The following is a 23,405-nucleotide window of genomic DNA, read 5'->3' as shown; positions in this document are numbered from 1 at the left end:
ATTCCCTTATTCCCGCTTGGAAATTACATACGTAATATAAATTAGGAGGTTACATATGGATACTACAAATATTAAAGATACTCTTCCTCATCGTTATCCATTTTTAATGATTGATGGAATCACGGAAATTGAACCCGAAAAATCAGTCACTGGGTATAAATTGATTACAAATCATGAATGGTTTATGAATGATACTCAGATAACAATGCCGCATATGTTAATTGTAGAAGCTCTTGCGCAACTCGGTGCCTTTGTTGGAACAAAGGCATCCAACGGACTAGGATTTCTCTCTTCATTAGATGGAGTAGAGTTTATAGGAACTGCAGGACCTGGAGACAAGTTAGACCTACATTATGAAGTTGTACGGAACAAACGTGGATTTATTCTTGGCAAAGGATTAGCTTCTGTAAATGGGGAAACGATTGTCAAAGTAGAAAAACTATTAATTTATATGTCCAATTAAAATACTGTAATAAAGTGAAACTTCCATCAGTAGGGGTTTCTTTATCTCCTACCGATGGTTAGACCTCACCTATCTCCCTTGCTTTTCTCTAAATCTTGAGGTGGGAGTCTTACTCCCCGCGAATAGCGGGATAAAGATTCACCTGTAACCTTTCAATATAAAAAACAATCTATAACTATACTGTTATAAGGAGCATAACAATGGAAAAAGCGGTTGGTATTGATGCTGGTGGAACACTAACAAAAATTGCTTATTTTAACGAAGACAATGAATTACATTTTAAAAAATTTTACTCTCATGAACAAAACAAAATTAAAGATTGGTTAAATGACAATAAATATATAAATAGACTGTCTATAACTGGTGGTAGAGCTGAGCAGTTACAAACATTATTTTTAGAAAAATATAAAATAGAGTGCCTAGCCGAATTTGATGCTACGCTTGCAGGTGTTCATTATCTCATTGACACAGAAAAGCATTCCATAAATAACTTTGTTTTAACAAATATCGGTACAGGTACGTCGATTCATTATGTCCATAACAACAAGTATATTCGCGCTGGAGGAACAGGTATAGGCGGAGGCACTATCATGGGGTTATCAAAACTATTAACAAACATCGATCGTTTTGAAGAAGTAATTCAGCATACAAAACTAGGAACTAGGCGGAATCTTGATATTACAGTTGGAGATATTTATAGTGGCGTTCTCTCCCCTATTGATAGCAATTTAACAGCCAGTAATTTCGGAAAAGCTGCTATCAGCGGAGCGGATTATAACAAGTCCGATTTACTCGCCACCCTTCAAGGCCTTGTTGGTGAAGTAGTTACTGCACTAAGCCTTCAATTTGCAGAAGCAAAAGATATGGATCATATCGTTTATATTGGATCTACACTATCAAACAATACACATCTGCAAGGAATTATAGGTAATTATACTGTGTATCAAAATAAAAAACCTATCTTCTTACAAGATCACGGTTTTTGCGGGGCTATTGGGGCTTTATTGCGTACAACAAAATAAATTTATTATTAAGAAAACATTAATCAAAATTGAAAAAGACATCGAAAATCATAGTAGCTGCAATCTTTGTTTGTACTTGTATTGGTCTATATACTATTTTCAATTGATTATTTTCATAATATATGATTCAATAAAAAAACCTTACTTTTATCAAAAAGCAAGGTTTTTTTACTAAGACTTACAAAGGAAAGAAACTCAATAAAATGCATATCATTAAAAAAGAAAAGAACCAATTTTTTTGTTCCTTTTGTACGTCTTCTTTAACTAACGCACCTGTTAGTTAAATATTTGATTGTTGTGTATTAGTTGGCATACCTCTACACCAACTAATAGCAATTTCTTCGTAATCACCCCTGTAAACCTTACAAAATTGTTAGCTCTTACCTGGTTTTATGGAACAATTGAGCCCTTACTCTCACTATATATCACATTTTCCTAACCTCTATGGGCATCCACACAGTCATATAGGTTTTGACCTACATATTGTACACAAAGTAATTACTTACTGTTTTTTCGGGGGATTATTGGTACACCGCCTGCCTTAAATCAATGGAGGTATGAAAATGATAAATTTTAATTCTTTTCATGGGACCGTCACTATGATTAGTGATTTCATTGTAGGGCAAAATGCCGAAGAAGAAGGCTGCTATAAATTAATGTCTGTAGAAAACGGATTGGGGACTATAGTAAACTTCGTCGTTTCACCCACAACTTACTTTGTAGACCATGTAGTGGTGTCAGTAGGAGATAAAGTGACTGGATATTATGATGGGAATGCACCTGTTCCTCTTATATACCCGCCACAATACCGAGCACTTGTAATGGTAAAAGATATCGCTTATCAGAATGTAAAAGTAGATTATTTTGATAGTCAACTGAAAAGTAGTGATGGACGATTACAATTAAATATATCTCCATATACCCAAATAGTATTAACAAATGGGCAACCCTACTCAAGAAACCCTACAAACCGAAATCTAATTGTTATCTATGGACCTGCCACAAAAAGTATCCCGGCCCAAACCACACCCTATAGAATCATAGTTTGGTGTTAAAGGTTATTATAGAAAATGTCTGTTTCGCAAATAATTGTTCTAACACAAAAAACTCGTCCATTTTTGGCGAGTTTTTTGTGCTTTGTGCTGGGGTCCAGAAACTTCATACGAAGTATGTTCGTTATTTTGGCTTATAAAAGAAAAGATTGTACTACTATTATAAAAGGCTTTTTCAATTAACCTGCCCCGTTAGCACAATAAGAAAAATGCGTCTCCACTTATTGTAGAAACGCACCCGTTAGTAAAAGAAGAAATTAATTAATCACCCTAGTCTTATTCCACAACCGATGAATGTGTTTTAGTTACATGAACAGACTGTAAAAATGCATTCATTTCCCCTACAGAATAAATGCATAACTCATGCATCGCACGCGTACAAGCAGTATAAAATAATTTACGTTCACTCTCTTTACTATATTTTTTCTTTGATGCATCATAGATGATAACCGCATCAAACTCTACCCCTTTCGATAAATACGATGGGATAATCAAAATACCTGTATCAAACGAACTCGTTTCTTTCTTAATGAGACGAACTTGTAATGATGTTTGTAAAGCATGATACGCTTCTTCACTTTCTTCCGCTGTTTTACAAATTACTGCAATTGTTTTGTGTCCACTTTGCTTCAACTGTTCGATTTGATCCACAATCTTTTTATGATGCTCTTTCCCTTCTTTCACTTCCGTTATAATCGGTTGTTTGCCTTCACGCTGAAACGGTTCAATTTCATGCCCATCTGTAATCAACTGCTTCGTAAATTCAATAATTTGTTTTGTGGAGCGATAACTACGCTTAAGAACGATCCTTTCACTCAGCTCTTCCCCATACAATGCATTTAATTGTGAAAATTCATTCTCTGATGCATGTTCATAAATAGTCTGATTAAAATCGCCTAGTATTGTCATTTTTGTATGAGGAAATATTCGTTTCAAAAATGTATATTGAAATGCAGAATAATCCTGTGCTTCATCAATAAATATGTGCTGCACTGATGTATTTCTTTGCAATTCTTCCAGTTGATCTTTCATATATAAATAAGGTGTTGCATCCTCATATGACATATAAAAACCTTGTATTTTTTCAATTGTTTCTTCACATATCTCATTCCATCTTCGTGGTAATTTATTTTCTTCTACAAGTTGCTTAGCAAACTCGGGATCTTTAAATAACTGTAGATACAATGCTGGTGTATGAATAAATTGTAATTTTTTCACACGTCTTCGGAGCGGCTTAAAATGTTCTTTCACAACGATAGCCGCTAACATATTTTGTTCACGTTCAAAATCATCAAACGTACCATCGGAATATTCTTGTTTTTGCTGTAATTTCTGATGAACTTTTGCGTATGTTTCTTTATCTAATAGCTGGACTTCTTCTTCCACCCAAAGTTCTTTTCTCTCTATTTTTTCTTGTTCCTTCAGCTCCTTTAACAACCACTCAGAAATCAACTTTATTCGATTCGGAATTCGCACCGAAGAATCAAATTCGTAAAATTTTTCTTTCATTTGTTCTTTAGAAATTAATACTTCCCCTCTAAATTTTATATCTTTAAATAACATACCTTCTCGTTTTAAATAAGACACATACTGATCTACTACTTCAATAAAATCCGAGCTTGCTTTATATTTAATTCCTTCTAATCGTGTTTCATAACTCTTTTCTTCCATTCTTGTCAGTACATATTCCATTTGTGTAAATGGATCTTCTAATTCAAACTTCTTATCAATATGACGCTCTAAGTATTCTTGAAATGTCGTTTGCTTCATATTGTCTTCACCAAGTTCCGGTAATACCGTAGATACATAACTATTAAACATCGAGTTCGGAGAAAAAAGAACGATTTGATCAGCATGTAATGTATCTCGATAACGATATAATAAATATGCGACGCGTTGAAGCGCTGCCGATGTTTTACCGCTTCCTGCAGCTCCTTGCACAACAAGTAAACGACTTTTTTCATTCCGGATAATTTGGTTTTGTTCCTTTTGAATTGTTGAAACAATGCTTTTCATTTGTGTATTAGCGTTATTTCCTAATACTTCTTGTAGTAATTTATCGCCAATCGTAACTCCTGTATCAAACATACTTATAATTTGACCATTCCGAATAACATATTGCCTTTTTAATGTCATTTCACCCGAAATTGTCTCTTTAGGTGCCACGTATTTTGCTCTTCCTACAGAATAGTCATAATACAAACTTGATATAGGGGCTCGCCAGTCATATACAAGGAATTGCTCTGTATTTTCATCGTAGAATGAGTGAATACCAAGATAAATAGCATCCTCACTTTTTTCACCGTCTTCTAAAAAATCTATCCTTCCGAAATATGGTGATTGTTGTAATCTTTTTAAACCTTTTAGTTGATTATAAGCCTGGCGATGACTTTGCTCTCGTTCAGATAATAACTCTGCTTGTTGTTTAATGCTTGCTGCTGTTTCAATAGCCTCTTCTGTATTATCAACGTTCACTGTTACATCGTCCCAAAAATGTTTTCGAATCTGAACAACATCTTTGATTGATGCACTTGCGTATTGCTCTAATGTATCAATATGTTTTTCAATCTTCCCCACTACTTCTTTCACACGATGTTGTTCCTGTTTCCATTCTTGACCTGTTTTTTCCATATCGCCACTCCTTATCAACTGATCGTTCTGATGCTCATTGTTTTATGCAATAAAAAAATTCAATAAAAAGTTTGACAAACAAGCAATTGATTTGTTATAATTAAATTGGATAATTATTGAGTTTTTATAAAAAATAAACAATGAGCGTTTTTCCATTTTAACACATATATATGAAAAAGCAATCAAAAAAGAGATACTAAATAGTATCTCTTTTTTATTTTTGAAGTTGTATTTCAAATTCTATTATCGATTCTCCACCTTCTCCAATACGTTCAACAGTTAGTTTTTCAATTATACATTGCAATCTCATGCTTAATTTCGGCATTTTCTCCGCAATTTTCATTGCCAGTTTTTCATTTTCTTTTCGCCCAACTGTAACGTGTGGTATATAGGGTATATCACTTCGCAAAAATTCCGCTAAAGGTCCTTTGTATAACTCATCATGTAACTTTCTTACCTGTTCCCTTCCTTTTTCAACACGCAGGAGCAAATAATTACCTTCATGACTTATGCAATCAATAAGCTCAATTTCTATTGGATGAACCCCTTCCAATTTTCGGGCTATATGTGTCCTGAGTTCATCATTAGAAATTGCACTTTCAAAAGGAAATACAAGTGTAATATGTGGTTGAATTAATCCGAATAAAGGATCATGCTTTTTTCTAATTGCTTCAATTTCATCTATTTGTATCCCCTCTAGAAAAAGTAATATAGTGCGCATTTCCTCTTCTCCCTTCAATTAAGACAAGAACATCAATTCTATGAAAATTCACGAAAAACTTTTCTAAATTGTTTAGCGCTCTATTTCAATTTTCATTTCCCATCCACATTTACATGCCCTTTTGAAATAATCTAAATGCTGAATTTTATATTTCCCATACAAATTTAACAAATGGCTAATTAGCTTTATAATTATAAATTGGCTTAATAATATGTTTGATATCAATTGCGTCTTTAGTATTTCCAACAATTTCATCCATAGGTTTATATACCATTGGGGCTTCATCTAAAGTACTTTGAACAACAGAGGTCGTCCAAACGTCAGTCATTGTATTCTGAAAATCTTCTAAATTTAGCACTTCTTTGGCTTTCTTACGACTCATGATACGTCCTGCTCCATGTGGCCCAGAGAAATTCCAGTCGGGGTTTCCTTTCCCAAAGGCAATAATCGATCCATCTCTCATGTTGATTGGAATAATTATACGCTCTCCTTTTTGAGCTGAGATAGCACCTTTTCTTAGAATCATATTGTCCATATCTATATAGTTATGAATTGTAGTAAATTGATCCACTACTCTCCAACCCATTCTTGTTACAATCTCATCAATCATGGCTTTTCGATTTAACTCAGCATACTTTTGAGCAATCTTCATGTCATTCATATAATCTTTAAAGTCTTGACCTTCTAAATATGCTAATTCTTTACGAATCTCAGGTTTCTTAATTTGTTTTAATGCACCTTGAATTTCTGATTCTCTACCTTCTACTTTCAAAGTTTCAACAATCTCATCTTTAATCGATTTCACATTCATCAGTTGCTCATAAGCGAAATTTTGGTAGTATTCTGCAACTTGTTTACCTAAGTTACGTGATCCACTATGAATTACAATATATATATTTTTCTTTTCATCTTCATTAAGCTCAATAAAATGATTTCCTCCACCGAGCGTACCAATACTTTTTTGAGCACGTTGTAATGCGAACGGTGCTCTTACATCTCGAAAATCAATTAACTTCGAAAATTTATGCCTACTATCCCGAATGTTAAAACCACTTGGTACAAATTTACGAATGGTTTCATCTAAATAATCAAAATTAATTTCATCTTTTTTCTTATTAATTACCACAACTTCCATTCCACAACCAATATCTACTCCTACCAGGTTAGGTACGATTTTATCGTGAATTGTCATTGTTGTTCCAATTGTGCATCCTGCCCCAGCATGTGTATCAGGCATAATGCGAATTTTGCTTCCTTTCACAAATTCCTGGTTACAAAGATCAATGATTTGTCCTGCTGCAGTCTCTTCAATATTGTTTGTGAACACTTTTGCTTCGTTATATTTCCCTTGAAATTTAAGCATGTCACAGTCGCCCTTTCTTAACAAAAATAAATTTTTATCCCGCATTAACGGGCAGTAAGGCCCCCACCTCAAAATTCAGCGGAAGCAAAGAAGTTAGACGGGGGATCAACTACCCGTAAAAGCCCGATTGGTGAGGGCCGGTAATCAGTGGGGGATGAATACCCCCCCACTGATTAAAGTTTCACTTTATATTTTTTCCACCCAAATAGCATCCTTTGTTCCCTTTGCAACAAACATTCCAGTCCCTCTCTTTTTTATATAAAATCCTTCATCGACTAATAGATTTACTCCTTTCATCGTTGTCTCTAAAGTGATTTGTAGCATCTTTGCAAATTTGATTTGTTGATGGAGTCAGTTCTTCTTCAAGTAGTATTCCCTTCAAAATATCTACTTCGATGGTTTCTACAATTTATATGTATATTAACTTATTTGATTCAAGTGTTGGATTCATACTTTCGGTTCATAGGTTTATTACTCGTGTAATTAACCATATTACAAGAATATATTTCTATTCAATATTTTTCCATAAATTCTTTCAAAAAAAGAAGTATCATACCTTAAAGGATGATACTTCTCTATAAACTATTTATAAAACTCTTGTATTTTCTATACATAACCTCAAATTCTTTTCGTTTAAACCATTTTGACAGAAATTCATCTTCCTACCCTTTAATAATTTTGTTCGATCTACCACCTGTCCTAAATGATAACTTGTATGCTCAACTAAATGAAACAAGCTATGCATGTCTATATGAGTATTTTCATTACAAGCTTTAACGTACTCTTTTTTCCATTCATCAAATGTCTCTTGTACAGTTTTATATAACTTTTCTGGACTAAAATACATAATTGGAAAATACTCTTCAATCCCTTTTTCAAAATGTATATTCGGATTCAAATAACGAATGCTATTTCTTTTTACATGCTCACAAATATGAAGTACAATACCACCGATAGAATTCGCTGACTCTCCCTGTTTCCACAACTCTTCTGCATTTAAGTGCCCAATTGTTTGCAGTAATTTAGGTAAATAATGGTCATACACTCGGTGATAGGCCACCTTATAAAACAACTCCACTTTCATCGTCCATCTCTCCGCTCAGCTTAATTTTCTAATGAATCTACAAGAATACTTACAAAAACACGTTTCACTTTTCCCATAATGAATACGTCACTTTATTAAAATCACCTTTCGAAATATACGCACTTTCATCAAAATTAAAAATTTTCATTTTTTATGTTTACAATTATCCATTAATTGTATATACTTACTAACGTAAGAAAAATATTCTAAAAGGAGGTCGAATGAAATGATGAAATTAAAATTACATGCCGCATCTGTTTTACAATTAAATATGAATTCGACCAACCTAATGGAGAATTAAAAAATCGTTTCCTATTTTCTTTAACTAACAAATTCGCCACAGGAGGTCGTATACTTTCTTGTGGCTTTTTCATGCCCTGCCACAGGAGAACTGTATCCTCCCGTGGCTTTTTTGTGCGATTTTTTAGTCTCTTACACGATTTATTAAAGAAAGGAGCAAATATCCAATGACTTTTCGAGTATTCTTTTTAACGATTACCATTCAAAGAAATTCATTTTCTGAAGCTGAAATTTTGCACGATCAACACATTCAAAAGGCTATGAATGAAGTAAAGGAGCGCCAAAGTCCTTACAGTAGTCACCTGTAATTCCTTTACGAAAGGAGGAATTCATTTATGACTTTTCATATTTTCTTTTTTACGATTACTCTTCAGAAAAAATCTTTATCTGAAACTGAGATTTTACGTAAACAACAATTAAAAGAGATTATGGACGAAGTAAAAGATCGCAAGAGTTCTTATTATAATCAAATGTATTAAAAAATAATTTACAAAAGGAGCAATCATCTGATGAAATTTCGAGTATTCTTTTTAACCATTACGATTCACAAAAATAAATTTTCTGAGACTGAGATTTTACATGAACAGCAAATTCAAAAAATGATGGACAAAACGAAAGAACGTCAAGTTTCTTATTACAACCATATGTACTAAAAATTTATATAAAAAGGAGCAATTACCTGATGAAATTCCGAGTATTCTTTTTAACGATTACCATTCACAAAAACAAATTTTCTGAGTTTGAAATGTTACACGAAAAACAAATTCAAAACGCTATGGATGAAGTGAAAGAACGTCAACTCCCTTATTGTAGTCACCTATAATTCCTTTACGAAAGGAGGAATTCACTTATGAAGTTTCATATTTTCTTTTTAACCATTACGATTCAGAAAAAAGCGTTTATCGGAATCTGAAATTTTGCGAGAACAGCAATATAAAAAGATTATGGATGACATCCGAGATCGTAGAAGTAAATATTATACGCATCTATAATGATATAACTTAAATATAATGAGAGGAGAGGATTAAGATGTTAATGGCACGCTGTAAAGAAATGATTTGGATAATTGAGGTAGACTCCACTTAGCTTATTCAGTATCTAGCCACCATAAATTCGTAAGGTATATGTATTACAGCAATTATATTGATAAAAATTATATAAATAAACTACAAAACAAGTATGTATTCTAAGAGTTTATTTGTATTAGAAGAAGGGGAAATTATATTCCCTTCTTCATTATTTCTTATCTAAATTGATTTGGGTCATATTCTTTTTTTACAGGTTCTTTGTGGTCTATGCACCATACCATTATTTGATCCGTTATTTCATCATATAGTTACATTTATTACATCACTAAGCCTTAACACACTATAAATTTCTTCTGTAAAAATAAAAAAATCCACCACTTTAAAAGTGATGAATCTTTCTTGGGTCATATAAATTTCTTCTATTTCCGGTTACTTCTTTTTGTCTTAAATAATCTCACCAAGTTTGAAACAACAGTTTTTGTCACAGCGTATACTGGTACTGCCAAAATCATTCCAATAATTCCAGCAAAATTACCCACACCCAAAATTAATACGATAATCGTCAAAGGATGGATATTTAATTTCGAACTCATAATACGCGGTGAAATAATGTTACTCTCAAATTGTTGTACAATGGTTACGACAACGATTACCCAAACTGCTTGCACTGGGGATACAAATAATCCAACAATTACAGCTGGTGCTGCCCCAATAAAAGGACCTAAATTCGGGATAATATTTGTAAATGCCGCTATAATACCCAAAACGAAAGCATAGGGCAAATCAATAATGACATATCCGATAAATGTAAATGCACCGACGAATATACAAACGAGCGCTTGTCCCTGAATATAGGCAGACAACGTTTCGCCTGTTTCTTTTATAATATGAAGTCCTTCTTCACGATACGATTCTGGTAAAAAACTAACAGCTTTCCCTGGGAATGCATGACCATCTTTAAACATGTAAAACAAGATAAATGGTACTGTAAATACAACTAATGCAACGTTTGTAATAATACCAAATAAAGCCGTTGCACTCGACGTTATCGTGTTTGGTATTTCTTTTAAATACTCAATTGCATTTTTTTCAATCGTCTCAATTGAAACATAGTCTTGTGTAGCAAGCCATTCAAATAGCCTATGATGGGATAATTCTTGTATGTATACCTTTCCCTCTTTAATATATGTTGGCATGTTTTTCGCTAAATCCATTAGCTGCTGTGAAATCGTCGGAACGACTACACCAATAGAGACTGCAGTTAGTGTAATGATAAAAACATATAACAATAATATCGCTAAATTTCTAGGAACTTTTTTCGCCTCTAAAAATACTAACACAGGATTAAATATGAAGTATAAAAACAAAGCGATTAAAATTGGGAAAAATAACGTTGAAATAAATATGCCAATGGGTTGAAATAAAAATGATATTTTTGTGCAAATAAATATAATTCCCACAACCATTAGCACTTCCAATGTCCAAAAGTGCACTTTCGATTTCAAAAAAATGGCCTCCTTTAAACTAGCACTTCCCTATATTGTATCAAAACATCAGTGAATTTTACACGCTATTTTCATCTTCAATGTTCCAAAATGCTAATAAATACACTACAATGAGATTACATACAAATTTGTAGGTAAAAGGTGATAAAAATGACGCAATGTATTATTTGCAGAAAAGAAACGAAAGAACTTAGTGAACAGCATGTCATCCCAGAGATTTTATGTGGATATTATTTTACAAATTCAATTTGTGATACTTGTTATGAACATCTCACAACAAACGTTGATCGACCATTAATTCGGCATAAACTAATTCAATATAAAATCGAACAAATGAAACAACAAATTGATTCTCCTCTTTATACGAATGAATATGGTCAAGAATTAGCTGCAGCAGAAACTGAAGAAGTTGAAACAAACGACGAAATATACTATTCTAACGAGTTAATTATGAAACTATGTAAAAAACATGATATTTCATTACATAATGAAATTTGGAAAGAAGAACGCGTAACGAAAGTAGCAAGCTCAATTCAACGTGAATTACTTTTAGATAACCGTAAATATAAAATGAGTATTTTAAAAATGGCTTATACATTCGCAGTACATACAATTGACGGTTACTTTAATGATCCAGATGCGATTGATATTTCTACTATTATATCTAATGTTGACTTTATCGAATTAAAAGAACGAAGCATTGTTCGTGATTTAAGTAAAAGCTCATTGTGGAATACCCTTAATACAACTAGTGATAATCACTACTTTATTTTATTAAGTGACAAAGATGGTCTATTCTGCTTCATTCGTCTATTTGATATTTTTGATATTGTTGTCCATCTTTCTAGAAAAAAATATCAACTTCCATCTCCAATTGTTGGAGTGAACGATGTAGAAAAGCAAGAATTCTATATTGAGAATTTAAAACAATACATGGATGAATTATTTAAACAAAAGAGTACAAAAACTACTCGTATTTAATCATAGTTAAATAAAAACAATTCAAAACAAGAACATACGGTCTCCTTTCTTGATGAAAAGACACTATGTTATAATGAGTATGAAAAGAACAATACAATCACATAAAACAATTATAAATTGTATATAAATAAAAAAGACTAGTGTGCGGCTACACACCAGTCCATGTAACTTAGCAGATTGGATTGTTCATTTATCCTATTTGTTTCTTACAAACGAGACAACCCACATTCTATTGGCATAGGTGGGTTGTTATTTTTTGAGCTTGTCAATCAATACGACAACAAACGTTAACAATGCAACGAGAAATAATCCGCCTTGCAGTAATAACGCAATTTCACTCACTTATTATCACCTCCCTTCTATCCGGAGAAGTGATAATTGAACAACCAACCATACCATAAGTTACCTCTTAATTTTACCATATTTTTTAATCGTTTACGATGAAAACCAGCAAGCTTCTAGCCTGCTGGTTTATTCTTTTCTTTCTATTTTTCTAATGCATATGCGTCCGCTATCATTTCTCCAACAATTTTATCTTTTTGCTTCGTCTCATTGTTTAATAGAGGCAAGAGTGGAAATAATAATTCTGCCACTTGATAAGCTTCTTCTAAGTGTGGATATCCTGATAAAACAAATGTATCTATACCTAAAGCTTCGTATCCTTTTATTCTCTCAGCTACAGTATTTGGATCTCCTACTAGTGCAGTTCCTGCTCCACCACGTACTAATCCAATTCCATACCATAGATTTCACAAAAGACTTCGCTACCTGTTGAATCAAAAGAAGCTGCTAATTTCACAAAATTAGCAGCTTCTTTTGCACATGTACTTCATCACCCGATACTACTTTCTACCTATATTTACATCATCTATCTTGTTCTAATTTTTCAACAATCGCTTCATAGAATTTTCGCTCATCATCCGCATTTACATGTACACGATTCACTGTCTTAGAAAATCCATATAGTAATTGTGCTTTTAATGGTGCTTTTAACTTTATTTCAAATGTAGCTGGTTCTTTAATAAATTCCATTATAGTTGCTTCAAATACTTCTTTTTCTTCTTCTTTAGTTAATACATCACCTTTATAAAATGTAATTTCTTCTATTTGAGCAAATGGTACAACAATTTTCTTACCTAATCCAACTTGAATAATAATTTCTTGTGCTGTCAAGATATATGGGTTTTTGCGAATTGCCTGTATCTCAGCTATAAAATATACAATTCCATATATGTTTAAAACGAGTAAAATCCAAGCTAAGACCGGATTCCATTGATGAAGTAAATAATGAAATCCAATACTTTCAATTAATGTTGCATGAATTAACATGATATAAAATGCAATTGCCCCTGTTTTTTTATGATATGTAAAAGTGCTTTTATTTTCTAAAGATTTTGTACGCCAAGAAAACAAAGCATAGTATAGTAATTTACATTCTGATACAATAACATTTACCGCTACGTTTCTTGTTAGTACGGCATCGAATGCTTTATCAATTGCATATGAGAAAATTGGAAATTCTAATTTATATTCTTTATACATCTTAATAACCTGAGGTAGTTTTCTCGCAATCTTATACAATATAAATAGCTCTAAACATAAAAAAGCAATTTCCCCTGCAACTAAAATATAAGAAACAAAAGAAAACGACTGTAAATAATCGCTTGGAATAACGAATCTTGCAGCAATATAGCCTGCTATTACAACTGGAAATATATAAGTTAACGAATAGCTTTTACGTATGATAAAGAAATACGTAATGACTGGAATGACAATAAGAAAATCGAACAAAGAGCCTAGTACCATCTCCTTCGGTACAGCGGGTACAATAGGAAGTGTATATGCTAGATAATTTGATATTACAATTAAAGCTATAAAGCAAATCGACATATTTCTTCTTTTACGCGAAATGGAATCACTCATGCACTCCCTCCTTTTTATTTGAAAATCTTATGCAAATGATCTTTATAAAACAAAATAGCCCCTTCATACTCTTTTACGTTTTCTAGTTTTACAACAGTTTCAATCAATAATTTCATTGCTTCTTCATACGCTTTTACGTTATATTTCGCTATTGAAAGAAAGACTTTCATTGCATCATTATCTGGAAACTGTTTAAGTCCATCCTCTAACGTAACAATCGCTTTATCATATTCACCGATAGAGCGATATGTACTCCCAAGCCCAATGTATGCACCGCAGAGTGACTCCCCAGTAAGTCCATTGGAAATTGCTTTTTCGTAGTATGGAACAGCTTCTGTTTCAAGTCCCATCGCATCGTGTGTCCATGCACATTGGTAGAAAATTTCTGGATCTTGGGTTGAGTTCGCTAAACCAATTAAAATGTCTCTTGATTCTTCATATTTCTTTTCATCCCGAAATTGAATCGCTTGCTTTAGTAACTGTTCCATACGGTTCATTCCTTATCTGTTCCAGAATATGTGCTACACTATCTTGCTTATTACTATTCGTTACCTCTATTGCTAATTCTTCCAACTCGAAAATAGTAATGCTCATCGCAATTGGATAACCGCATTCTTTAAATAAACCAATATCATTCCAATCATCGCCAAACGCCATTACTTGTTTTGCATTAATCCCACGTTTCTTACACCAATTTAATACAGCATTTTCAAAAAGCCTGAACACCTCTCCCTTTTTATAAACGACTCAAGCTCCCCTCTTCTACGCGATTCCATAAATATTCTAACCTGTTTACAATCTCTTTCGCTGTTTCATCTTTTCCTTCACATAAACAAACATTTCCATCTTCCTCAATTACATGATGAATAGCTGCATGCGAATATAACGAATGCGGAGAATTTGCTATCATAAGATTCGCTTTCGCCTGCCCCATTCTTTCACTTGCACGTTGAATTAGCTCCGCCCCATTGACATCGCTTTCAAGTTTGAATCCGACTAATACCGTTTCCGGATCCCATTGTTTAATTTGTTTTAATATTTTAGGTGCTTTTTGAAAATGAATAATTGGCGCTACATCACTTGAAATCTTTCCATTCATATCAAGCGTATTTCCTTCTTGATCACAGATTTTTTCCACAATCCAATCTGACCCAGCAGCGGCCATAATCACTCCATCGATTTTCTCATGTGTAATGATACTTTTCATTTTATCTTGTAAATCAATAATACCTTCGAATGGATGCAACTCTAATTGAGCGTTTATAGGATTCGGTTTTTCAGCAAAATAACCATGTAAATAAATGACATGCGCACCTTTTGACATCGCTTCTTCAGCAAGCATTCTCCCAATTGTACCTTTTGCTAAATTTGTATGACCGCGTACTTGATCCCATTTCTCTAAACAGCCACCACTTGTAATTAAAATCTTTTTCCCCTTCATCATAACCATCCCTTACTTATTTTTCGAACGAAACCATTGTACACCAAAGTCAACAATTTCTCGTTGTTTCATTAATCTACACGTTGCATTTCCAACTTTACCAATTGTTACAGCGATTGTATGTTCAAACTCTTTTCCAATCTCAACAAACAAGTCAGAATCATAGTCCATTTCATCGAATTCTTTCCATAATCTTGTACCATCTTCTATAATTGGCGCTCCAACTTTCACTAGCTCACGTGCCCCTGTACGGATTTCAGATAAATGAACTGATGTGTTAGAATCATAGCCTACACCTATCAACAATACATATCCATCTAAATCATATATTTTCTTTAGTGGTGAGTGCTCTCCAAAACTAATTGAAAGTGAATGATCTGATATAATCGCTTCTGCATTTTTCCCCAAAGCAGCAAAACTATTTAATGGGTGATTACTACGTTTTACATTTGGATATGTACGGAAACACTCTACAACTTTTCCCATCGCTCGTGTTGGGGTTACATCCGGATGAAACGCTGGGACGTTATCTCGGATAATTTGCCACCAATTTTCTGGAACGGGTGGCCTTACCCAGTTTTTCGGATCAGACAAATCTGATGTTTGCGTTGGCATAATGATTGTGCCCTCTTCTGTAATTACATTCATTAAAGCTTCTACTACCGCAACAGCTCCGCCAGATACCCAGCCAATTGAACTTAGAGATGAATGAACAATCACTGTCATTCCTTTTTTAAGTCCTAATGCTTGTAAATCATTCGATATGGTTTCAATTGTATTTGGTAAGTGTGTTTCCGCTACTATGTCATTGATTTTCATGATTACTCCCCCATAAAGTTCTCTCACGCTTATAAACTATCAAATTGAATTTTAAATCTCATCAATATATTATCATATTTTTCTCAATTTTTAATCCAAACAACAAAGAGAGCTCCTAAAAAATTTTGTTAATACTGACTTAAGCAAATTTAATATTAAACTGATTTATCCCCAGTACTACTGTCACTTTCTTTTGCATCCTAGACCACTGCTCCATATACACTTGTATTATTATGGTAAATATTATGCAACAAAACCGACTAGTCAGTCTATAAAAAGAAGAATTATGGAGGACTATCACAACCTTGCATAGCGTCAAAATACATAAAAGGTCTTTCTTAGTCTATTTTCAAGGGAGATGACACCATATGTTCAACTGGATATTTGTATTCAGCATTGCTATACCAGGTATTGTTACAATGAGCTTAGCGGAACAAAAAATAAACAAAAAGTTAATTTATGGTATAATTGTTTAAATTAATCAAATTAATGGGGGCTACAATGAAAAAATACATATTGAGTTTTTTCATATTAGGGATTATCGGATTAAGTGGATGTACTCTTTTTACAAGTGACTATGAAAATTATTGGGTTTTAGAAAAATCTAGATACGGTGAAGGTGGCTTCGGCCCAACAAATCTATATGAAAAAGCACAAGAAGATCCAACAATGGTTCATTATTCAACAGAAAGAATAAGCGAAGGAAAAATGATGATATTTTTAGCTTTTGGAGAAAAATATAAGAATGATAAAATCACAGTAAAAGAAGTAATAGATAAAAAGAACAAATCAGTTATTGTATTACATGTGGAACAAGAGAAAGGTACAGATAAAAGTCCCGTTATGTATATTGGTGTTAATAAATTGAGAGACACTGTGGACATTGTAAATGAAGATGGTAAAAAGATTTTTGAAATAAAACAGACTGAAAATACAACATCACAACAAGACAAAAAATAAAACTTATAGAACAAATGCTCCTTCTATGCGGTCGAAAATAAATCAATCAACTGCATAAAGGAGCATTTTTATTTAAAATTACTATAATTTTAAAAATAATCAAAAAAGCATGGTGGTGAATCCGGAATTACATTCTCAAGTACCTCTATTAAATCAGGACTTCCCTTTATCCTTCCTATGTCATATAAAAATGCAGGACTTTTATAACTTAATAACATTGTTGTTAATGTTTGAATCGTTAAAGTTATCCCATCAATATCATTTTTTTCTTTCTCATATGTGATTCGTAACCGTTTCTCATCATCCCATTCTAAAATAAAGGTTCCTTTATTCCACTCCAATATAGGATCATCTATATGTAAGACTAATTTTTCTATTTCTGCATCTTTAAATGGATATTGCTTTAAAAAACCAACTACATCAACAACCCTTCCCATGTAGTACGGTGCGATTGTTTGTTTTATTTCACTATCTTCAAGTAAGAAAGCAACCGGTTCATGAACGCATGTTTTTCCTTTTACATAATACACCATTGAAAAGTGTGCACTAATGAAATTCCATAATCCCCTTCTCGCCTCTTCATTTAAGTAAATCATTTCTTCTATATAAAATTTCTCCTCAAGGACACGATAAAATAAATATCCTTCGGGTAAATCCTCATCTGTATAGTACACTGCTAATTGCAAATCAATTGTTTCTTCGCGAAATCGCTCTTCCCACGCAATGGGATTTCGAATCATTGCCCCATTTGTTTTTCTTGCAAACGCATGATAGATTTCTTCTTTTTCTTTACTCTTCAGTCCTACCCTTCTAACCCGTCCCATAATGTTGCCACGATACTTTGGAAGTTGTGTATCTTTAATTTGATATTCGATAATATCAGATATAATTTCCCAACCCTTTTTTCGATAATAAGGAATTGAATAAGGAAACAAATACGAAATATATTGTCCGTTTTCTCTCATCGTTTTCAAACTTTCTTTCATTAGCGAATTCATTAATCCATGCCCTGCATACTCTGGATATGTGCCAACCCCAGTAACGCCTCCCATTTCATAAATTACGCCATGAATATTCACTTGAAAAGGTAAAACAACAATTTGCGAAATTAATTTATTATTATCAAACCATCCTAAAGCAGTCCCTGGTTTTAATTGATGGCTTTTCTTTTGTACCATCTTCTCTTCATCATTAATCATCTTTTTAGAAACTTGAAACACATATTTCATTAAGTTTGAAAACTGATCTACTTCACTTTCTTTAATAGGCCTCATAATCAAACCTTTATAATACCTCTCATTCATTTTCATATGCTCCTTTGTAACATAAACTAAAATATCATATTATTTTTATCATTTAGTTAGTATATACAAAAGTTAATGAAAACAAGCATATAGCATCATAAAGACTGCACTCTCACATTAACATTCCTATTATTTCACCCAATAACAGTGAAACCTTTCTACACCTGGATACTTCTCTCCCAAACTTGTAATAGTAAATCCGCAATTTCTGTAAAATTCTACTGCTTCACAATCTGTTTCTGCTTCTATATACGTTAATTCATGCATGTATATCACTTTCTTTATCATTTCAAAAGCAACGCCTTTATTGCGATTATCTGGTAAAACTGCTATATGGCATATTCTGGCTTGTTTTTCAGCAAAGAATTCCATACCAATACAACCTAGTTCCTTATACTGATATAGTGTAGTATTTCTATTTTCTTCATAGAATCTTATTGCTTTTTGTGGACTTACTTCCTGGGGTCCAACTGCATATTTCAATAACTTACTAATATACTCATTTGCGCTACTTTGTACACCCTTCAACATACTAATCTCTCCCTTGCAACATAAAAAGATGATCAAATTGATCATCTTTTTATGCACTAATTTTTTCTTCCTTTTTCATAACCACGGCAACATAGCTATGCAATATCATACCAACCACAACTAAACTCATTCCAATCCATGATAATGATGATGGAAACGGAGCAGATAGCCAAATTAATTCTCCTAGTAATGCAAATAATACTTCACCTGATTGTGTCGCTTCTACAGTGGCTAATTTTTGTGGATCATCCTTTACAAGATCGGTTGCAAAGAAAAATAATACAGTAGCAATTAAACCTGAACTAATTGCCACGATAAAGCATTGAAAAACTTGGTCACTTGATGGTAACCCACTTGTGGAAACTTCATAGCCCGATAATAAAAACCAAAATGGTAAACTTGCTAGTGTCATTCCAAGAACTCGTTGAAAGACATCTAACTCACCTTTACATACTTGCATCATTTTTCGATTTCCAAGTGGATAAGCAAATGCTGCAACGATTACAGGAACCACACATAAAACGGTTTCACGAATCCCTAAAGAAGAAGCATGTTCTACTTGCATAAGAATAACACCAAATAAGATGACAGCAGACATCATCAATTCTTTCATTGGAATTTTTTTATGTAGTGTATTCGTTGCAAATAATGGCGTTAATAAAATCCCTGCTATAATCGTAATTTGCCATGTGGAAGCTACAAGCCACCCCGGTCCAAATGCACCCGCAAAACTAAGCGGTGCGTAAAAAAGACCAAAACCAATAATACTCCATAACAACCACTCTTTTGGATTACTCTTCATATATTGAAAGAGTTGCTTTAAGTTTCCCCTATACATGACAATAATTAAAAGTAGCGGAACCATAAAGTAATATCGTAACGATGCACTCCAAATCCAGCTTCCCCCTTGTAAGTCCATCGCTCGGTTTAAAATAAATGTAAAGGCAAAGAAAAACGATGCCAATACCCCCGCTGCAATTGCTTTCATCCTAAAACCCCTTATACAGTTTTTCTTCTACTATATAACAGAACACTATTAATTTAAAATAAAATTCATAAATTTCACACTACAAATAGTATCTTTATACATTTACTTCAAATTATACTGGTACAATTTCCGTAATCGACTTATATGAGCTTGATGATACCGATTATGATCAGCTATATGCCATATTCCCCACCTAATCGTAGCAGTTTCACCATTCTCATAATCTACTTCCCGCAGCAAGTCTACTTCTGTTAGTTTCATACATTCATCGTAAAACATATTTTGAACGTCTTGATAGTCTTGCATTATCTCCCGCAAAGTACCTTTTGTTATTTTAGGTAATTCTCCTTTTTCATCAAGCATAGGACCATATTTTTCTTGTAATACTAATGGAACCTGCGCACCTTTCAAGCGATATACCCAGTGTAAATCTACAACTGCTAAATGCTGAAGTAATTGGCGAATGCTATTCTCATCATTAGCGGGCCCTTTGTAATATAATTCTTCTTTTCCTACATGCTCTACTAGATCTCTTAATCTTTTAAATGTGTCACTTATAGTAGCATATAATATTGCAACGTGCGGGTTCATGTCCCTTTCTAAATATAAATCTTTCATTGTAATTCTCCCATCCAACTCTTTAGCTTTTCATTGATCTTATTTGCCTGTTCATGATGAATATAATGATTTGTACTTGGAAATATAATCTGTTCCGTTCGTGAAGATATTTTTAACAGTTCATTCTGTGTTTTCTCCCAATTTTCATAGCCATTATTTGTTGCGGAAAATTGTAATACTGGCAGGGTTCCTAAATTCCCATTTTCTATTATCTTTTTACCGTTTTTACTCATCCAATTTAATTCTTCTTTCATATTTCGATTGTTTGTATTTTTAAGAGCCATCGAAACTTTAAGTTCCTGTAATTCTTTCGGTAAATTAGGGATATCTATAAATACATTATCCATGATTCCAAACAACGATAATGCACGCAATAGTCCGATATTTTTAGCTATATTCATTGTGTACCAACTAACTTTCATACCTATATCCATTTCAAAATTCTGCGCGTATTCTGGACTAATTCCATCGATAAAAACTAATCCAGCAATTTCATTTGGATATAATTGTGCATACCGAATACTTTCTAATGCTCCCATTGAATGTCCTACTAATATAAAGGGAGGTTTCTCATCAGACTCTATTAATAATGAATGCAATTCGCTTACAACTGTATCAATATCCCTACTTCTCTCTGTTTTTTCACTATATCCGTAGCCAGGTCGCTCATACACAACTACTCTATTTTCTTTTTCTAACTTATTATACAGTGGATAAAAATCTGCATACGGTGTAGTCGTTCCGCTTCCTGCTGTCATAACTATCGTTGGTTTATCTTCACGTTTTCCTGTTGTAAAAATGTGCATATCATGATTGTTAACTTCAATTATCTTACCAGGTACTTCTGTATAATTATTTGCACAAATAACTTGGTACAGTGCACTTGCTACAAAAACAATTGACACGATAAACAAAGCAATACGCTTCTTGTTTTTAAACATCATCTTCCCCTTCTAAAAATTCTTTTAGAGAAATAAAACCATATGTTCGTCATCGCGATATACGCCGTTCATTTTTAATGCTTTTTTTTCTATACCATACGTTGTAAAGCCCATTGATTGATACAGTTTTTTTGCTGCTACATTATCTGAAACAACCCCTAAACTAATTTGCTCTATTTTTAGTTCTCTTGCTTTTTCAATTAACGCTCGAATTAAGCCTTTTGCTAAGCCTTTCCCTCTACTTTGATGATCTACATACATAGCAACAAGATGCCCCTTATGCTTATATGCTGTTTTTTGTTCCGTTAATAACGTTACTACACCTAGTAGTTGATTCTCTTCATTAAAAGCACCAAATGTGTAACTAGTTTTTGAATTTAAATTTTGAGAAACCTGTTCAACTGGATTTTCTTGTTGTATTGCTTCTTCATAAGTTGTCACGAATGCTTCTGGATTTATTAGTAGTGCTTGTAAGCGTAAATTCCAATATTGTACTGCATCAAGATCATATAAAATTCGAATCATCTTTAAACACCCTTTCATAATTAAAAAGAAAAACCTGCTATATTAGCAGGTTTAATCCATATTTTTGTTTTCTCTCTACATCATCTTTAATTGATTACCCTATTCTAGTAATATGTGTAATTCATTGATTAATACATTATTTCATAAAAACACGATCCATACCTTCAGTAGATGTAGGATTTAATTTCCATTGGTTTTTACCATGCTTCTCCATTTCAACCTCAACTTTTTCTTCTATACTAGAAGCTGTTACCTCCTGTAACAATTTTTCATAAATAACAAATACCTGATTAAGAATTTGTTCATCTGTGGCATTTGGATTTGTTGAAGCATAGTTCATCATTTCACTTTCCATCTTAGACTCTAATGCACTAATATCAATTGGTTTTGCTTTTATTTCAACCTTTGCTTTCCCATTTTTATTTGAAAGTACATTCGTTTCATACTTTACATTTTTTTGAATAGCTAACTTTATCTTTCCTAATAAACTTTTCAATAAATCGTCATTCACTTGTTTACCGATTTCGCTTTCCATTGTTTGTTTAAACGCTTTTTCAAAATCAGTTGAAAATTGAGTACTATCTTCCCCAGTTAAAGTTTTTAACTTGTCCACATCTTTGTCATAAAACGCTGCATTTATGTAGGCATTTAACGCTTCCGCAGGTTTTTGTAGGTCTTTTGCTTTTTCAGCTAGTTTTTCACCATCAATCTTATATGTTATTTTTTCCTCTTTATTCTTTTTTGAATCTGCTACAAACTTTTTATATACTAGCTCGTACTTTTCACCATCTGTTACATCAAAAAATATATTTCCAGTAATCGACTTACCTTTATCAAGCTCTCCCGCATTAAAGTAGTCATCTGCTCCAAAATATGGTTTCATTTTCTGATCATCATGATATAGAGCGAAATCATTTGAAGCAATATTCAATGATTTATCCCCTTTATTTTTTACCGTCACTTCTACTTTTAATACGTGATCATTTTCTGGTTTAGCGTATTGATCAGGCAAGATAAATTCTGCACTTTCCAATGTCATTTCTACATCTTCTAATTTACTTGTATCCCCTACTTCACTTACTTTTGGTGCCTCTGATTTTGACTCTGTTTTTTTTGAGTTACAACCACTTAGAATTCCTGCTGCTAAAATAGTTGTACAACAAATTGCCATAAATTTTTTGCTACTCAATTATGCCACTCCCCTT

Annotated in this window: 27 protein-coding genes and 3 pseudogenes; 10 read left to right on the top strand and 20 right to left on the bottom strand. The window is 33.0% G+C overall.

All coding sequences use genetic code 11. The annotated features are described in order from the left end of the window. Positions 1-55: 55 nt before the first annotated feature. The 3 genes from J4P91_RS13065 to J4P91_RS13055 all read left to right on the top strand — a co-directional run bounded on the left by J4P91_RS13065 (position 56) and on the right by J4P91_RS13055 (position 2,540). Entirely contained in the window at positions 56-463 is a 408-nt protein-coding gene (locus J4P91_RS13065; protein ID WP_207994471.1) for a 3-hydroxyacyl-ACP dehydratase FabZ family protein, read from the top strand. A 200-nt stretch (positions 464-663) separates the two neighbouring features. Further along, positions 664-1,485: a type II pantothenate kinase gene (gene coaW / locus J4P91_RS13060; protein ID WP_207994470.1), complete on the top strand. Its 822-nt coding sequence runs from the start codon at positions 664-666 to the stop codon at positions 1,483-1,485. A gap of 563 nt (positions 1,486-2,048) precedes the next feature. Further along, positions 2,049-2,540, top strand: coding sequence for a hypothetical protein (locus tag J4P91_RS13055; RefSeq protein WP_207994469.1), 492 nt, complete (start codon positions 2,049-2,051; stop codon positions 2,538-2,540). Between the two features lie 273 nt (positions 2,541-2,813). Here J4P91_RS13055 and helD read toward each other — a convergent pair whose 3' ends face one another. The 5 genes and pseudogenes from helD to J4P91_RS13030 all read right to left on the bottom strand — a co-directional run bounded on the left by helD (position 2,814) and on the right by J4P91_RS13030 (position 8,330). Further along, positions 2,814-5,168 (bottom strand): RNA polymerase recycling motor HelD, encoded by a 2,355-nt coding sequence (gene helD / locus J4P91_RS13050; RefSeq protein WP_207994468.1) that lies wholly within the window; start codon positions 5,166-5,168, stop codon positions 2,814-2,816. A 214-nt stretch (positions 5,169-5,382) separates the two neighbouring features. Then, positions 5,383-5,889, bottom strand: a complete 507-nt coding sequence (locus J4P91_RS13045; protein WP_207994467.1) for a 2'-5' RNA ligase family protein — start codon at positions 5,887-5,889, stop codon at positions 5,383-5,385. 175 nt (positions 5,890-6,064) lie between these two features. After that, positions 6,065-7,252, bottom strand: a complete 1,188-nt coding sequence (locus J4P91_RS13040) for an RtcB family protein (protein ID WP_207994466.1) — start codon at positions 7,250-7,252, stop codon at positions 6,065-6,067. 204 nt (positions 7,253-7,456) lie between these two features. Further along, positions 7,457-7,661 (bottom strand): annotated as a pseudogene (locus J4P91_RS13035) (GntR family transcriptional regulator); the annotation flags it as partial. Positions 7,662-7,838: 177 nt separating this feature from the next. After that, complete coding sequence (locus J4P91_RS13030; protein WP_207994499.1) at positions 7,839-8,330, bottom strand: hypothetical protein; 492 nt, start codon at positions 8,328-8,330, stop codon at positions 7,839-7,841. A gap of 473 nt (positions 8,331-8,803) precedes the next feature. Here J4P91_RS13030 and J4P91_RS13025 point away from each other — a divergent pair, with 473 nt between their 5' ends. The 5 genes and pseudogenes from J4P91_RS13025 (at position 8,804) to J4P91_RS13005 (ending at position 9,628) form a co-directional block, all read left to right on the top strand. Further along, on the top strand, positions 8,804-8,944 hold the full coding sequence (locus J4P91_RS13025) for a YrzI family small protein (protein ID WP_017151955.1): 141 nt from the start codon (positions 8,804-8,806) through the stop codon (positions 8,942-8,944). 27 nt (positions 8,945-8,971) lie between these two features. Beyond that, positions 8,972-9,115, top strand: coding sequence for a YrzI family small protein (locus tag J4P91_RS13020; RefSeq protein ID WP_016131497.1), 144 nt, complete (start codon positions 8,972-8,974; stop codon positions 9,113-9,115). 30 nt (positions 9,116-9,145) lie between these two features. Continuing rightward, positions 9,146-9,289, top strand: coding sequence for a YrzI family small protein (locus J4P91_RS13015; protein ID WP_207994465.1), 144 nt, complete (start codon positions 9,146-9,148; stop codon positions 9,287-9,289). A gap of 29 nt (positions 9,290-9,318) precedes the next feature. Then, complete coding sequence (locus J4P91_RS13010; RefSeq protein ID WP_017151953.1) at positions 9,319-9,459, top strand: YrzI family small protein; 141 nt, start codon at positions 9,319-9,321, stop codon at positions 9,457-9,459. A 27-nt stretch (positions 9,460-9,486) separates the two neighbouring features. Next, a pseudogene (locus tag J4P91_RS13005) lies at positions 9,487-9,628 on the top strand (YrzI family small protein). 455 nt (positions 9,629-10,083) lie between these two features. Here J4P91_RS13005 and J4P91_RS13000 read toward each other — a convergent pair. Then, positions 10,084-11,169, bottom strand: a complete 1,086-nt coding sequence (locus J4P91_RS13000; RefSeq protein ID WP_207994464.1) for an AI-2E family transporter — start codon at positions 11,167-11,169, stop codon at positions 10,084-10,086. Positions 11,170-11,319: 150 nt separating this feature from the next. Here J4P91_RS13000 and J4P91_RS12995 point away from each other — a divergent pair, with 150 nt between their 5' ends. After that, positions 11,320-12,150 (top strand): HNH endonuclease, encoded by an 831-nt coding sequence (locus J4P91_RS12995; protein ID WP_017151951.1) that lies wholly within the window; start codon positions 11,320-11,322, stop codon positions 12,148-12,150. Between the two features lie 249 nt (positions 12,151-12,399). On the opposite strand, the gene J4P91_RS28880 is transcribed toward J4P91_RS12995, so the two are convergent. The 7 genes and pseudogenes from J4P91_RS28880 to J4P91_RS12965 all read right to left on the bottom strand — a co-directional run bounded on the left by J4P91_RS28880 (position 12,400) and on the right by J4P91_RS12965 (position 16,333). Further along, on the bottom strand, positions 12,400-12,492 hold the full coding sequence (locus J4P91_RS28880) for a putative holin-like toxin (protein ID WP_001289320.1): 93 nt from the start codon (positions 12,490-12,492) through the stop codon (positions 12,400-12,402). 143 nt (positions 12,493-12,635) lie between these two features. Beyond that, positions 12,636-12,899, bottom strand: a pseudogene (locus J4P91_RS12990) (alkanesulfonate monooxygenase); the annotation flags it as partial. A gap of 115 nt (positions 12,900-13,014) precedes the next feature. Continuing rightward, positions 13,015-14,073, bottom strand: a complete 1,059-nt coding sequence (locus tag J4P91_RS12985) for a hypothetical protein (protein ID WP_207994463.1) — start codon at positions 14,071-14,073, stop codon at positions 13,015-13,017. A gap of 14 nt (positions 14,074-14,087) precedes the next feature. After that, positions 14,088-14,561 carry a tetratricopeptide repeat protein gene (locus J4P91_RS12980; RefSeq protein WP_207994462.1) on the bottom strand — a complete coding sequence of 158 codons (474 nt, stop codon included), beginning with the start codon at positions 14,559-14,561 and terminating at the stop codon, positions 14,088-14,090. Beyond that, positions 14,521-14,799 carry an HAD family hydrolase gene (locus J4P91_RS12975; RefSeq protein ID WP_207994461.1) on the bottom strand — a complete coding sequence of 93 codons (279 nt, stop codon included), beginning with the start codon at positions 14,797-14,799 and terminating at the stop codon, positions 14,521-14,523. The genes J4P91_RS12980 and J4P91_RS12975 overlap by 41 nt, the downstream gene beginning before the upstream one ends. A gap of 10 nt (positions 14,800-14,809) precedes the next feature. Beyond that, the gene (locus J4P91_RS12970; protein ID WP_207994460.1) at positions 14,810-15,523 is read right to left on the bottom strand and encodes a phosphopantothenoylcysteine decarboxylase domain-containing protein; all 714 of its coding nucleotides are present in this window, start codon (positions 15,521-15,523) and stop codon (positions 14,810-14,812) included. A gap of 3 nt (positions 15,524-15,526) precedes the next feature. After that, on the bottom strand, positions 15,527-16,333 hold the full coding sequence (locus tag J4P91_RS12965) for an AAC(3) family N-acetyltransferase (protein ID WP_243763834.1): 807 nt from the start codon (positions 16,331-16,333) through the stop codon (positions 15,527-15,529). A gap of 501 nt (positions 16,334-16,834) precedes the next feature. Between J4P91_RS12965 and J4P91_RS12955 the strand changes: the two genes are divergently transcribed. Then, entirely contained in the window at positions 16,835-17,293 is a 459-nt protein-coding gene (locus J4P91_RS12955; protein WP_207994459.1) for a hypothetical protein, read from the top strand. A gap of 89 nt (positions 17,294-17,382) precedes the next feature. On the opposite strand, the gene J4P91_RS12950 is transcribed toward J4P91_RS12955, so the two are convergent. The 7 genes from J4P91_RS12950 to J4P91_RS12920 all read right to left on the bottom strand — a co-directional run bounded on the left by J4P91_RS12950 (position 17,383) and on the right by J4P91_RS12920 (position 23,389). Next, entirely contained in the window at positions 17,383-18,597 is a 1,215-nt protein-coding gene (locus tag J4P91_RS12950; protein ID WP_207994458.1) for a GNAT family N-acetyltransferase, read from the bottom strand. A gap of 129 nt (positions 18,598-18,726) precedes the next feature. Next, positions 18,727-19,128 (bottom strand): GNAT family N-acetyltransferase, encoded by a 402-nt coding sequence (locus J4P91_RS12945; protein ID WP_207994457.1) that lies wholly within the window; start codon positions 19,126-19,128, stop codon positions 18,727-18,729. A gap of 49 nt (positions 19,129-19,177) precedes the next feature. Beyond that, the gene (locus J4P91_RS12940; protein WP_207994456.1) at positions 19,178-20,116 is read right to left on the bottom strand and encodes a DMT family transporter; all 939 of its coding nucleotides are present in this window, start codon (positions 20,114-20,116) and stop codon (positions 19,178-19,180) included. A 102-nt stretch (positions 20,117-20,218) separates the two neighbouring features. Further along, positions 20,219-20,734 (bottom strand): DinB family protein, encoded by a 516-nt coding sequence (locus J4P91_RS12935; protein WP_207994455.1) that lies wholly within the window; start codon positions 20,732-20,734, stop codon positions 20,219-20,221. Then, on the bottom strand, positions 20,731-21,675 hold the full coding sequence (locus J4P91_RS12930; protein ID WP_207994454.1) for an alpha/beta fold hydrolase: 945 nt from the start codon (positions 21,673-21,675) through the stop codon (positions 20,731-20,733). The genes J4P91_RS12935 and J4P91_RS12930 overlap by 4 nt, the downstream gene beginning before the upstream one ends. Positions 21,676-21,699: 24 nt before the next feature. Next, positions 21,700-22,200: a GNAT family N-acetyltransferase gene (locus tag J4P91_RS12925; RefSeq protein ID WP_207994453.1), complete on the bottom strand. Its 501-nt coding sequence runs from the start codon at positions 22,198-22,200 to the stop codon at positions 21,700-21,702. A 136-nt stretch (positions 22,201-22,336) separates the two neighbouring features. Next, positions 22,337-23,389 (bottom strand): DUF5105 domain-containing protein, encoded by a 1,053-nt coding sequence (locus J4P91_RS12920; RefSeq protein WP_207994452.1) that lies wholly within the window; start codon positions 23,387-23,389, stop codon positions 22,337-22,339. Positions 23,390-23,405 lie beyond the last annotated feature (16 nt).

Source organism: Bacillus sp. XF8 (genome assembly GCF_017498755.1).
Classification (GTDB): domain Bacteria; phylum Bacillota; class Bacilli; order Bacillales; family Bacillaceae_G; genus Bacillus_A; species Bacillus_A bingmayongensis.
This window is presented reverse-complemented; position numbering and strand designations above follow the sequence as displayed.